This is a genomic window from Niabella insulisoli (genome assembly GCF_039652435.2).
Lineage (GTDB): Bacteria > Bacteroidota > Bacteroidia > Chitinophagales > Chitinophagaceae > Niabella > Niabella insulamsoli.
In genome coordinates this window covers 1,937,251-1,950,320 of record NZ_CP190246.1, presented here as the reverse complement: position 1 = coordinate 1,950,320, position 13,070 = coordinate 1,937,251, and the positions used below count along the sequence as shown (strand labels likewise).

The 13,070-nt window shown below is 40.3% G+C and carries 11 protein-coding genes; all 11 read right to left on the bottom strand.

Annotated elements, in window-relative coordinates:
* From ABDK00_RS08295 to ABDK00_RS08245, 11 genes are read right to left on the bottom strand one after another with little or no spacing between them, the layout of a single operon-like run.
* Positions 1–1,050, bottom strand: coding sequence for an EpsG family protein (locus tag ABDK00_RS08295; protein WP_346238516.1), 1,050 nt, complete (start codon positions 1,048–1,050; stop codon positions 1–3).
* Positions 1,051–1,058: 8 nt separating this feature from the next.
* Complete coding sequence (locus ABDK00_RS08290; protein ID WP_346238517.1) at positions 1,059–2,195, bottom strand: glycosyltransferase family 2 protein; 1,137 nt, start codon at positions 2,193–2,195, stop codon at positions 1,059–1,061.
* A 55-nt stretch (positions 2,196–2,250) separates the two neighbouring features.
* Positions 2,251–3,231 carry an STELLO glycosyltransferase family protein gene (locus ABDK00_RS08285; protein ID WP_346238518.1) on the bottom strand — a complete coding sequence of 327 codons (981 nt, stop codon included), beginning with the start codon at positions 3,229–3,231 and terminating at the stop codon, positions 2,251–2,253.
* Position 3,232: 1 nt separating this feature from the next.
* The gene (locus tag ABDK00_RS08280) at positions 3,233–4,240 is read right to left on the bottom strand and encodes a hypothetical protein (RefSeq protein WP_346238519.1); all 1,008 of its coding nucleotides are present in this window, start codon (positions 4,238–4,240) and stop codon (positions 3,233–3,235) included.
* Entirely contained in the window at positions 4,230–5,681 is a 1,452-nt protein-coding gene (locus ABDK00_RS08275) for a flippase (RefSeq protein ID WP_346238520.1), read from the bottom strand. Before ABDK00_RS08275 ends, ABDK00_RS08280 begins: the two co-directional genes overlap by 11 nt.
* 29 nt (positions 5,682–5,710) lie before the next feature.
* Entirely contained in the window at positions 5,711–6,202 is a 492-nt protein-coding gene (locus tag ABDK00_RS08270) for a GNAT family N-acetyltransferase (protein WP_346238521.1), read from the bottom strand.
* Entirely contained in the window at positions 6,195–7,268 is a 1,074-nt protein-coding gene (locus tag ABDK00_RS08265; RefSeq protein WP_346238522.1) for a DegT/DnrJ/EryC1/StrS family aminotransferase, read from the bottom strand. Before ABDK00_RS08265 ends, ABDK00_RS08270 begins: the two co-directional genes overlap by 8 nt.
* Entirely contained in the window at positions 7,269–8,357 is a 1,089-nt protein-coding gene (locus ABDK00_RS08260; RefSeq protein ID WP_346238523.1) for a DegT/DnrJ/EryC1/StrS family aminotransferase, read from the bottom strand.
* Between the two features lie 7 nt (positions 8,358–8,364).
* Positions 8,365–9,387: a polysaccharide biosynthesis protein gene (locus ABDK00_RS08255; RefSeq protein ID WP_346238524.1), complete on the bottom strand. Its 1,023-nt coding sequence runs from the start codon at positions 9,385–9,387 to the stop codon at positions 8,365–8,367.
* A 23-nt stretch (positions 9,388–9,410) separates the two neighbouring features.
* The gene (locus ABDK00_RS08250; protein WP_428400488.1) at positions 9,411–10,535 is read right to left on the bottom strand and encodes a lipopolysaccharide biosynthesis protein; all 1,125 of its coding nucleotides are present in this window, start codon (positions 10,533–10,535) and stop codon (positions 9,411–9,413) included.
* A complete protein-coding gene (locus tag ABDK00_RS08245; protein ID WP_346238526.1) occupies positions 10,536–13,022 on the bottom strand; it encodes an SLBB domain-containing protein in 2,487 nt (828 codons plus the stop codon).
* Between the last annotated feature and the right edge of the window lie 48 nt (positions 13,023–13,070).

The following is a 13,070-nucleotide window of genomic DNA, read 5'->3' as shown; positions in this document are numbered from 1 at the left end:
TTAATCTTTTTCCTCCCAATAAAATTTATAAGGCAAAAATGGAGCCCGATCCCCAGGAACAATTACAACAATATTTTTAATAAAAATAAGAAAGGCCAGGAAATTTAGCACGATTATATATCTAAAATATCGATTGGGGCGATCAATATATTTATAATTATTTTTTGCGAATAATATGATAGCAAATACAAAAACACCTTGCAAACGTAATCCTGCATAAGTGTAACGAGCTATTATAAAGGATAATATTTCTCCAATTAGAAGTATATGAAGCAGGAAAAACTTGCCCTTGCCATAAACAATAAACACTACGTATAAGATGAGAAAGAAAGATAACGGCGCCAGCCCCGACAAGCCGGACGGAGCAGTTAAATCTTTATATGCATCCTGTTTATCATACAGCCTCGTCATAAAAAATTCAAAGGCATTGGGTAATACCGCTAACAATCCTATAAAACCCCCAATTATTAAAACCAGGTATCTCTTTTTCACTAGCGGGAACAAAAATACTAAAACTATAAGCAGGGCTGAATACTGGATGGATACCGCGATAATCGAAAGGATAAGGAATCTAAGATATTTATGTCGGTACAAGGCGTCGATGGCAATTGTAACAATTGAAAAACTTAATCCATACCTGATGCCATTCATGGTAAAATCCCAATAATACATTGGGAAAATCAACAAACTAAAAAGCATCATTTCAGGTTTCGACCTTGAAAAAGATTTGCAAAGAATCCAGGTGGTGATAACTGCTACCAGTGCCACGTTAAACCGGGGCGACATGCCTGTCATGCTCATTATCCAGCCCAATAACTCAAAACCAGGCTCATATTGCTCTCCCATTTCAGGATTGATCAATTTGCCTTCAAAAAAGCCGAGATAATTAAGGGTGTCCGTGCCTACATCGCCGCGGAGAATGGCAATAAGAAACGCGGGAAATAATGCAAAAAATAAATGAAAGAACCCGATTTGCTTTATTTGACGATTGTAGTAAAAATACAATGTCACCAACAATAAAAAAATATAAGGTAATATGTAATAAAGCATGGTTTCTGTTAACCGTTTGTAATTTTTTTAACCGCTAAATTAATATCTCTAATATTGGTCAACACTACCGATTTGCGGCTAAATAATTTTTTTTCGATTACTCGAAATATTTTTCTTGCCAGCACCTGCATAAAATTTTTAGAGTACCGGAGCTGGAATTTTATATTCGAAAGCTTCTGCTGTTTTCTGAAAATATCCTTTTCTCTCGTTAAGATTTTCGGTATAAATTTTTTATTATTTATGTCTGCAATAACCAGTAATCTATATAAATTCAGTTCCTTTAACAAAGAATACTCCTGTAATTCCTCCAGGGCTTTTACGCCCGACTCGGCCCAAATAGTATTTACGCTGTAAAATGCAGGCACCCTAGAATCCCAAACATAGGGCCCTCTGAATTTGAGATGCGGAGCGTCGGCAATTTCTCCTGAATGAGTTCCTACAATATTGTCGGCGGTGGTACTGGTTCGGCAGACCCCCGCAATAGACAGAGCTTCGCTTACGACATAATGATCTTTTACCATGCATGACAATGCAACGCAGGAATATATATCAGGGCTTAAGCCTCCGTAATAATGCCCTGTTCTGTGTTTAATAGCGTCCAGTACCGATTTTTTTACCAGTCCGTGATAGGTTTTGGGCAAGGGATATAATAAATAATGCTGCAAACCATTGTTAAGCAATTTTCTTAAATAGGCTCTGCTATCGATTTTTTTTAAATCGCCGCCACCCTCTTTATAAGCCAGGTAGCCTCCCGGGAATTGCTTCAAGGCACCCGGCCAATAGTAAATAGCTGAATCAGTTGAACAAACCGAATCTACATTATTTTTAAACGCCCACTCTGCTAATTTTATACATTTGGGTAGTATAGTGTCGTCGTCGCCAATTAAAATAACATAGGTTCCCGTTGCCAGGTTCATAGCACGGTTAAAATTTTCGATAGACGAAACATTTCCACTATCGTAACGATAAGTGATACGTGGATCTTTAAGCTCCTCAACGTATTGCAATACTTTAGTTGAGGCGCTATTATCTGAGATAGCAATATTCAAATTGCCATATCCATACTCCAAAATAGAATTAATGGCTGCAATGCAATACATTTCTCTATTTTTTGTCGCAATGACTATTGACAATAGTGGCTTCATCTTTATTTTATTTACCAAAGCTTTGAATTAGCTTACTGCATTAAGGAACTGATAATTACCTGATGCTTATATCCTCCAGCCAAGCTTCTAAAAGCTTGATTTCTTCAGGAATCACTATTTGATTTTTTTCCAATTCCTGATAAACATTATATAAATTATCTGCTACCGAATTTTGAGCAAGTGAAATCTTTTGAGCTATTTGCGCTGCTTTCTCATTATTGAGGTACATAGGTATTTCTGAAACAAAATCTTTGAAATAATCATGAGGGTTGCGTTTCTGAATAACTGTTGCATCGGTGAAGCCTAAACTAAAACCTGCACTCCACAATATCGGTTGCGCAATAGTGCCTCTAAGGATATCTGTAAATCTAAAAGTGACGTGGCAGGGAAGATATAACAATGGAAATAGCTCTTTAACGATAGCGGTATTTTGCGTATTGAAAGGCGCTAAGGAATTTTCGCCCAAAACAATCGGTGTGCGTTTTTTAAATACACAAGGAACATCGCTTGTTAAACGGTAAATAGCATCAACATCAGGGTCTTCATCCGCTAGACCTTGCCAAATTCCGACCTTCGTTTGAGATTTAATCAAATCATTTGTGTCAGTATCCGCATTAATCAAATGCAGGGGCAGGCCCCTGGGCCAGATTTTTTGATCGGTAAAATAATCATAAATATTGAAGAAGCCTTTATTTGCAGGAATCATGTCAAATGTTCCTTCAAATTCGGGAAATGCCCAGCTATCAGTAGGAATATTGTCGTCATCAGTATCTATGATGATGTCTCCGGCTTCTCTATGGCTGTAAATATATCCCATCATTTTTCTGCAATAATGGTTATATGGGAGCGACTGAGCGAGTTTGGACTCCATAGCTAACTGAGCATCAATTGATAGATATACTACGTTACTGTACTGCCAGTTATCCGGTGTTTTTTTATCCCCAACTACGATCAATTTGTAGTCTGATAATTCTGCAAATTTTTTTACTGCTTCCGTTGGTTCAAATATTGAGGTTATTACAATAAACTTCTTCATATTAACTGGTTTTTAGTATTTCTTTTAATTTTTGAATTCTTTTACTCATATAGACTTTTTGAAGAAAGGCGCTGCTCTGAGTTAAATATTGTTCCGATCGATCCCCTATTTTTTGACTTATTTGCTGCTCAAATTCCTCGTAAGAATTTACACTTGGCGAAATTATGGATAATTCAAAATCTCTTGTTTCTTCATTTTCCGGATATCTGGCGATAATTTTACAGCCATTTACCACAAATTCAAAAAGACTGGGTGTAACATGATTAATAAATTTTGACGCTGGCTCGTCACAACCCGGCGTTGAATATATTGCTATTTTGGAACTTCTTAACAGCCTCAAATAGTCTTCCCTTTCTGAAAACTCTCCCAAAATACCATCCTTATTCGATACATATACATTGTTTCGATACATTTCGTTACCAGCCCAAGTGCGGATCACATAATTGAATTCAGGATGGCGGAAAGCATACTTTTTTGTGTACTCCAGCATGATAGCGTTAGTTCTGACGAAAATTACATCATATTTTTTATTATTTGTTTGGGTCCAAAGGCGATGTTTATCGGAGATTCCGAGCGGTAGATGCGCCAAATTTAAAGGGCAGTTTGCGGCCTTTAACATATTATAGGCGTTTAAGCTTGACACAAGAATGAGCCTACAATTAGCATATACCTGATTGAATTTATCAATATCCACATTTTTATCGAAGTCAATGAGATAGGGGATTTTATCTGAAAATACTTTAAATCCAAAACTTTTTACTGGATACAAATGATATATTAAAGTATAAGAATTAGGCTTAATTTTTTTATTAATTGCCTGAAGTATTTTCGAAAATCCTGCCCTGTCGCAAATCCTGTCGAATAACCTCATTCCTCTGGCAAAGGTTTTTCCTGTAGACCGAATGGGAATGTTGAGCGACTCTGCTATAACATCTTCCCACTCATATATCAAGTCAGAATATACCTCGGTATTATTTTTTCTTGATGAATAAATATTGTCAATTTTCATACTTTAATATCATTTTAATTTTAGCCATTGCCGCGTTAATCAAAGTCCAAAAAATCTGCGTTTTTAAAACAAAAAGATGAATTGTTAAATAATAAAGCACACAACTTCCTGCTATTAAGATAAAAGAAAGAATATCTGTTTCGATATTTTGCTTAACTAAATATGAAATGCCAAAAAAAGGAATACAAACTATCACGTTCGTTAAAAATAATTGGTAAGGCATATTTATTTTCATTAGCTTTTTTGAATACCAGTAGCACATTACTAACACCAACAATTCGGTGCATAAAGCAGATATCGCAGCTCCATTTTGAGAAATATAAGGGATCAAATAAAAATTAAGACCCAAACTAAGAATCATTCCGAAAAGCACCGCCCTCAATACTAGCTTTTCATTTCCAAAAGGGACTAAGATTTGTGTACTAAAACAAGTCGTAACGCCAATTATTAGCGCAAGTGGGCTCATAAGTTGCAGGGTCAATATTGCATCAACAAACTTTTCGCCGGCAAAAATAAAAATAAGCAGACTGGAAGTGCAAAGAATTCCAAAAGTAATTGGTACGCCAATTAGCAGGATTACCTCAATTGCCTTATTGGCTAGTCGGCTTACTTCCTGAAAATTCCGTTTACCAACTTCTGCTGCCATTCTGGGAAGCAGCACCGGCGCCAGGGTCATAATAATAGCAATAGGAATTTTGTTGAGCTTGGTCGCAGTTGAATAGTAACCTACAGTACCATCATCGGTTAAAAAGCCAAGAATTGTAGTATCCAAAACATTATACAAACTGCTGAACAAAATAATAGAAAACATTGTAATTAACGGAAGTACATGTTTTCGTAAACCAACAAGTGAAATTTTTGGAAAGATCAAAAAATTTTTCAGATAGGCTATATTCACGATGGTATTAAAAAACGTGATTATAATAGGAATCAGAAAAAATAGTAGGACGTCATGCTGGTCTTTTATTAAGCTAAATGTGAGTACTACGGACACGATCTGAAAAAAAACGGATCTTACGGTTATATACCGAAAATTTTCCAGTGCAGAGAAAAAATAATTAAAATCAAAAATCCCAATCAAAATGGATAAAGAACCAAAAAGGAAAAAAATTAATGAACTCTTTAACGTTGGCACATTAAAAACAAGTGCGAAATAAATTACAAGCGCAAATAAGCTAACAATGATTTTGATAATAGTAAGTTCTAAAACAAGTAGGCTTCTTTTTTCAATATCAGATTTGGTTTTCGCAATTTCGCGTATTCCGTAATATGGCACACCCAGAGAACAGATTATCATAAAGGCTTGCACAAAAGAAGTGGCGAAACTGGCCTTACCGATACCTTCCGGATCCAACACTCTATTTACATACGGAAAAGTAATTAAAGGAAATATTAGATTCGAAGTAGTAAGTAAAGCGTTATAAAAAAAATTTTTCTTCATGAATATACTGGTTTCAAATTTTAACCTGCTTAAAAATTTTTACCTGTATAAGAAAAAGATTCAATTTTTTCAAATAAGTTAAAGGTCAAAGTATTGGGCAATTTGGGAGAGATTTTGGGCGGAGCTATCAGCTTCCAGCCAAATTTTTTATAATAATTGATCAATTCAGATCTGCAGAATAAAATACCTGGCTGTTTTAGGTCTTTAACCGCGCTATTAATTTCTTGCATAATTAAATTTCCATATCCCATTCCCTTAACACTTGTACATACATTTCCTATTCCATAAACTAACTGTTCCCTATTATTAATCATTGCAGTGACTGCAACCAGGTTAGCGTAAGCTATAGGCGACGAATCAAGTTCCAGCAAAAGGTGGATATCACTTTCATGTAAATTCTCTTCAATCCATTTCAATTGCTTTTCAACGGAATACTTCCAGTTGAGCGCCTTTATGGAACAAATTTTATTGAGAATCGATTCACTACAGGCTTTGTGTTGTATTTTCTTAACGCTAATCATCGCCAGTAATATTGGTCCACCACCCGCTTGGCAGGGCCAGAAATTTTGAATAAAAATCTTTAACTCCAGGCAATTCCGACCGATCACCAAACACAGAATAAAAATTGTTTGGCAAATGTACACCAGATGCATAGTAGCCCATAGCCCGTAATTCGCTCATTAATGTATTTTTTCGATCTGATAGCAGGCCAAAAACCCAATAATTTGGACGTTGATTTATAGCCGTACCTACCAGAGAACAACCATCAACTTCTTTCAAAATTTTCTCTGCCCACCGTGTACCATTTATTTGTTGACGATCGATGAGCTTTGGTAAATCTTTTAATTGCTCAAATCCAATATAGCTGTTAATTTCACTCATAGTTACTCCAAATCCGGGAAGTTCTATATCACAAGTTTTACTAATTTCACCCTTAGAATCTCTAAATCTGGACCTATCCACGCCAAGATCCCTCGTCAATATGGCACGGTTTAAAAGCACTTCATCATTAAATTTTAGCGCCCCACCATCTATAGTATTGGGCAACCTAACCGTTTGAAAGGAAAATACGGTAATATCTGTAGAAAGGCTTCCTATTTTTTGCCCTTTATATTCTGTTCCGAACGCTTCAATTGCATCATCAATTACCTTCACCCCCATTGACCTGCCGATCTCATTTACTTCATCAATATAACCCGCATATCCGCAGTGATGATTATGGAGTATAGCTTTAGTTTTTGATGTAATTTTTGACTTAACGCTTTCTGGATTTAAAGTACCTGTCGCTGGATCAATATCTGCCCAAACTACAGTAGCACCTTGGGTTACGAGGGGCTGATTGGAGGCCAGACAGCTCATTGGCGATACGATCACCTCATCTCCCGGTCCAATCCCAATAACCGTTAAAGCCACCTGCATCGCAGCATTGTAAGAGTTAACGGTAATAATTTTGTCTGTTTCTAAATACCTACCTAAATCCGCTTCAAACTGACGTCCCCATTTTCCGTATGCTAATGCTCCGGAATGAAGTATAGCATTTAACTCGGGCAGAGTATCCGGCATATAAGGTTTATATAAAGAAATCATTTACCAACCATTTTTAATTACCTGAACTATCTTGTCTCGGTCCTCATTCGAAAGCCACCAGCCACATGGCAAATGAACCATTCTCTTATAAAATTCATCAAAAATCGGAAGACTACATGTCGATTCGGCAAATAGCGAGTGGCGATCATTTCTTAGATGTAATTCTGAAGCTGTAATTCCGCTTTCTGCCAATTTCCTGATAAAACCCGTCCTATTTTCCACGAGGCATGTATATAGCCAATACGACGGCCGTGTATTATGATTATACCTCATTAACTCTACACCTGCAATTTCCTGCAAACTTTTATCAAAAAACTGTCCGTTATCAATATAACTTTGAACAATACTCTGCACATACCTTAACTGAATCAACCCTATCGTGGCATTTACATTGTTCATATGATATTTATACCCAGCCTGAGTAATATCATTTTCAAGTCTTGGCTTCTTCTTGTCCAACCCAAACCAGCGTAAACGTCTGGCCTGGTCATAGTGTGCCTGTGATTTTAACGCCAGAACTCCCCCATCCACAGTCGTCATATGTTTTATAGCCTGCAGGGAGAAAATGGTATAGGGAGCATTACTTCCTATAGGCATTTCATTATACCGCGCCCCCAATGCATGTGCTGCATCCTCAATAATGGGTATATTATATTCTTTACTTATACTATTGAAAGCGTCCAAATCGCAAACCATACCAGCATAGTGAACCAGCATAATGGCTTTGGTTTTTGAAGTAATTTTACTTCGCACACTTTCAGGGTCCAGCAAACCTGTGTCCTTTTGTACATCGGCCCAAACAACTTTCGCACCAGCAAGTTTAATTGCAACATTGGTAGGTTCTGCCGTCAAAACAGTACTAATAACCTCATCCCCTGGTTTTATCCCCACCAGCAAAAGCGCAATGTGAAGAGCGGCGGTTCCAGAATTCAGCGAAATTGAAAGCGGGTTTTCAATATAGCTACCAAACTTTTTTTCAAACTCATATACTTTTTCTCCTTCAGCAATATAACCACTATACAATATCTCTTCAAGAGCCGGCATTAAGTCATCGGGCGGTGGTAAATAAGGTTTTACAATAGGTATCATAGAGGGATTATGATTTTAATTCCTGCTGCACATATTCCAGCGTTAACAAAAGTTTTTTTAATTCTTCTATTGAAAGGCGGGATGTATTATCCGAGTTGTATTCCTGGTTTATGAGTTTTGGTCCATCTTCGTTAATATATTTAGTGTAATTAAGATCTCGGAAATCGGCCGGAACCCGATAAAAATCACCTAAATCTTCTGCTTTCGACATTTCCTCTTTAGAGCAGAGCGATTCGTACATTTTCTCTCCGTGCCTTTCTCCTATAATTTTTATATCATTGTTGGAATTAAACAATTCCTTTAAAGCTTGGGCCAACACTTCTATGGTAGCCGCAGGCGATTTCTGCACAAATATATCTCCTGGATTCGCGTTTTCAAAAGCAAACAACACAAGCCTCACAGAGTCTGGCAGTGACATCATAAAACGAGTCATGTTTGGGTTAGTTATCGTTAGTGGCTTTCCTTCTTTAATCTGTTTGATGAAAAGAGGAATAATTGAACCCCTCGAACACATCACATTTCCATATCGGGTAGCACAAAACACTCCATCATTTTCCTGAACCCGTTTATCTCTTGCTTTAGCCACCGCTATTTTTTCCATCATAGCTTTAGACATACCCATTGTATTAATTGGGTAAACTGCTTTATCAGTACTAAGAACAACGACTTTCTTTACCCCGTTTGCAGCAGCCGACTCCAATACGTTTTCCGAACCCAGTATATTTGTCTGGATAGCCTGCATCGGATAAAATTCGCATGAAGGCACTTGTTTCAATGCTGCGGCATGAAAAACAAAATCCACACCGGCCATCGCATTATTTACACTTTTAAAATCGCGGGTATCTCCTATAACAAAATTTAATTTATCATTTTTATAATGTATTCGCATATCTTCTTGCTTCTTTTCGTCTCTGCTGAATACACGTATTTCTTTTAATTCAGAATTTAAAAACCCCTGTAGCATAGCGTTTCCAAAAGAACCCGTGCCACCGGTTATCATTAATACCTTATCCTTATAAATATTAGCCATTTAAAAAATTTATTTTCCAAAAACTATTCTGATAATATACGTTCAGATTTGATAGCATCGTCATAAACCTTCCGAACTACCAAAAATATAAACACCAAAAAAGCTGCGACAAGACCGCCCAATACAATACCCTTTAATCTACCAAACCTACTCTTTTCCAGAGGTAGTATTGGTTCATCGACAATCTGTATTAAAGGTGTTTCTTTTTGTAAAGAAATTTTGCTCAGCTCCAGGTTTTCTAATAATGTTCCCAACACTTCTTTATTAATCTCCGCATTGGCGGTCATTCGTTGAATGGGAGCTATACGCTGCGCCATACGTGTAGGATTTTGATTGGGGGTTGCATCGGCCACCGCAGCCGCCCTGTTAATGGAGCCACTCAAAATACCGCTGACGGAATCTGTTTTGGCTTGCAAAATCCTGACGTTATCAATATTCTTTTTGGTTTTGGTTTCCAAATAAAAATCGTTAACGTTTTTTACCAGCGTTTCGTTGAAGGCTTTCGCAAAAAGTTCATCGCCTGATTGAACCGCCACATAAATAATATTTAGTTTCTTATCTTTTTTTTCCACCCGAAGTTCTTCACCTGAAATTCTTTTGACAATTTGCCCCATAATACTGTCGTGAACGCGCTGCTGCGCCGGATTGGCATATAGATTATCTGCATGAAAGGAAATATTTTGTAATTCCGGCTTCTGTTCCCAATTCTTTTTAAGATCGTTAAAATCAATATAGCGGTCCACCAACAGCTGCCGGCGTCCTCCAAAATCTGCCTCGGTCAACAGCGCGCTGGTGATCATATTGCGCGACTTATATAATTCCAATATATTTTCCCCTTCAAAAAGCCCCCCACCTCCGCCGCCCAGGTCGATGCCAAAAGAAGACGCGATACCCGCATAGGCTCCAAGCGCGTTGCCCTTCCCGCCCGTTTCCAATACAAAACTGGTAGTGGCTGTATAAACAGGCTTTTTTGTAAATGCATAGGCCAGGCCCAACACGCCCCCAATCAGACCGGCAATTAAAATAATATACCACTTGGATAAAAAATACCGGCACCATTCTCTAATAGCTAACACCAACTCTCGTAGCGAACCTTCCTCTTCGGTCGGGCGATGCTTCAATTCTTCTTGCTGCATTTTCTCTCTCATTTATTTCAATATTGCAAAAATAAGGGCTGCTAATGATGCGATGCCGGTTCCGATGCCCACCCAGGCCTGCGCCGACAGCCGTTCCTTCTGGGCCCGTTGTGGCACCGAGATCTCTGCACCGGGTGTTACCGAAGGGTAATTGTTGAAGAACAGCGCTTTGGTAGTTCCCTGAACCGCACCGTTGGGCCTGCTAATAAATGAACCCCTTTTATGAGCATTGGCTGTAAACCCGCCGGCACTATTGATATAATATTTAAAGGGACGGCCGGGCTCATACACTACTGAAATAGGCCTTAAAACTTCCCCTGTCACCTTCACGGTTTGCAATAGTGTTGGTATCCTGATGATATCGCCATCTTCCACTACCAGATCATATCGTGATTGCGGGGCGTCCAGTATTTTATCAAGTTGAATGCCCACCAGATCAGAAGCTTCTGAGGCCAGGGCGATATTGGCCTGCGTCGTCGAATCGCTGGCCCCGACCTGTCGCAGGCGGCTCAGGTTTTTGGCACGGATCTGTTCTTCCGTGGCATCAATCGCCAAGGGTGTGGGCCGCTTTAAAGAAGCCCCTTGGGCAAAAGCGAAGGCTGTCAACCCGCCTGCCCTTTTAATAATATCGGAAATGCGTTCGTTTTTAGACTGGATGGTGTACACGCCCGGCTGCATCACCTCACCCAATACCTGTATCTGCTGCTGGGGGGTATAGCCCGAAGCGGCCCGAACTGAAACGATATCGAAGGGTTCCAACACCACCCCACTGTCTGAAAGGCTCAAATCTTCGTTCACATTGATCGTCATCACGCGGGCCACCGGCGCGCCCTCCTGCGAGAGATCGGTGCCGGACAGGCGGCGCGATATTTCAATATTCATGGGGCTGCCCCCCTCCTTAAAGCCGCCCGCCATCTGGATCAGTTCTTCAACGCGCATATTTTCAGCAAAGCTAAAAGCCCCCGGCTTTCTGACTTCACCACCGATCGATACCGTATATTCGTCCCTCAGGTCAAAAATGGAAGAAATTTGTACCATATCGTCTTTCTGCAATGCCAGGTCGGCAGCGCCGCCTTTCATCACTTCGGCCACATCAAAGGAAACGATGGCATTCGTATTATCGGGGTTCACGCGGATAATATAGCCGCGGCTCATAAATACATCCGGCGTGAGGCCATCGGCCTGTTGAATTAATTGGGAAAGGGTGAGCCCGGGCTTATACTCGAACATACCGGGCCTGGAAACCGCGCCATTGATTTCTACTTTATTTTCAAAGCGGTCGAAAATCGCATCTACAAAAACCTTATCGCCGTTTTTGGGCATAAAATTGGGAAACTCTGCCAGCGGCGCCACAACGATTTTCTGCGCATTCGCCGTGTTTTGTACGATCTTTACCCGCGCCTTATAGGCCAGGTCGGAAAAGCCACCCGCATACCTTAACACATCTACCAGCGACTCGTCGGGGCGGATCTCATATATAGCCGACCGCTTCACTTCGCCTACCACATCCACATGAATCTGGTACACGGGGATATGGATCACATCCTGGTCTTGCAGGCGGATATTGCCCTGCTGGATGCCGTTGATCAGGAAATCGTAAAGGTCTACGGTGGCAATCACCTGGTTGCCCCGGATCACCTGGATATTCCGGAAAGACCCCCGGTCGTTGGGGCCGCCCGAATTGTATAAGGCATTGAAAACGCTGGAAACTGAAGGCAGGGTATAGGTACCCGGCTTCATCACTTCCCCGCTGATAATGACTTTGATGCTGCGGATATTGCCCAGGTTTAGCGCCAGCTGGGTGCGGCCGGTACGCAATGAAGGATAAGTATTGTCCATTTGGGCTTTGATCTTGCTTTTGGCCTGCTCAATGGTTAAACCACCCACGGCAATGCGGCCGATATATTCCACCGAAATGCTCCCTTCTGGAGAAACGGTGAGTTTATAACTTACTTCATTATCGCCGGTGAGGTCGAGCAACAGCTCATCGTCGGGCCCGATCACATAATTGGCTGGCGTGGCCATCCGCATATTGGGTTCGAAAGAAGAAAAAGCCGTGCTAAACATTTGTGCGCCAAAGATCCTGGAATTACGGGGCGGCGCTGTCATTGCTTCCTGCTCGCCCGTGCCCTTTTCCTTTACCGGGTCAGCGGCTTCCGTATCTTCAGGTGTAGCTTCGGTTTGCTGGTTGCGCAGCTTCATAGCGCGTTCCTTAAATTTCTGCACCTGGATGGCGTCCATCCCCCGCGCTTTGGCCGCGGCTTCGAGTTGCGATTCGGAAAACCCCGATTCGTTCATCCGCTTCATCACGTCGCGCACCTGGGCATCCGACATATTATCTACGTTCACCCCTCCCAGGTCGTTGCCTGCCGGCGCCTGCTTGGTCGTATTTCCCTGGTTGCGCTGGTTATTATTGTTATTACCCTCCGTTTGAGCGGCAACGCCTGAAATCATCAAAAAAGAGGAAAACGCAAGAAGAAAAATACTTTTCAGTTTCATATTTGTCATAAGATTAAGGTCGGGGCTTTGCTATTAGCAAATTGCGTG

Coding starts and splice junctions, on each gene's coding strand:
- ABDK00_RS08295 (WP_346238516.1), bottom strand. CDS start 1,050: ATGCTTTATTACATATTACCTTATATTTTTTTATTGTTGGTGACATTG.
- ABDK00_RS08290 (WP_346238517.1), bottom strand. CDS start 2,195: ATGAAGCCACTATTGTCAATAGTCATTGCGACAAAAAATAGAGAAATG.
- ABDK00_RS08285 (WP_346238518.1), bottom strand. CDS start 3,231: ATGAAGAAGTTTATTGTAATAACCTCAATATTTGAACCAACGGAAGCA.
- ABDK00_RS08280 (WP_346238519.1), bottom strand. CDS start 4,240: ATGAAAATTGACAATATTTATTCATCAAGAAAAAATAATACCGAGGTA.
- ABDK00_RS08275 (WP_346238520.1), bottom strand. CDS start 5,681: ATGAAGAAAAATTTTTTTTATAACGCTTTACTTACTACTTCGAATCTA.
- ABDK00_RS08270 (WP_346238521.1), bottom strand. CDS start 6,202: ATGATTAGCGTTAAGAAAATACAACACAAAGCCTGTAGTGAATCGATT.
- ABDK00_RS08265 (WP_346238522.1), bottom strand. CDS start 7,268: ATGATTTCTTTATATAAACCTTATATGCCGGATACTCTGCCCGAGTTA.
- ABDK00_RS08260 (WP_346238523.1), bottom strand. CDS start 8,357: ATGATACCTATTGTAAAACCTTATTTACCACCGCCCGATGACTTAATG.
- ABDK00_RS08255 (WP_346238524.1), bottom strand. CDS start 9,387: ATGGCTAATATTTATAAGGATAAGGTATTAATGATAACCGGTGGCACG.
- ABDK00_RS08250 (WP_428400488.1), bottom strand. CDS start 10,535: ATGAGAGAGAAAATGCAGCAAGAAGAATTGAAGCATCGCCCGACCGAA.
- ABDK00_RS08245 (WP_346238526.1), bottom strand. CDS start 13,022: ATGAAACTGAAAAGTATTTTTCTTCTTGCGTTTTCCTCTTTTTTGATG.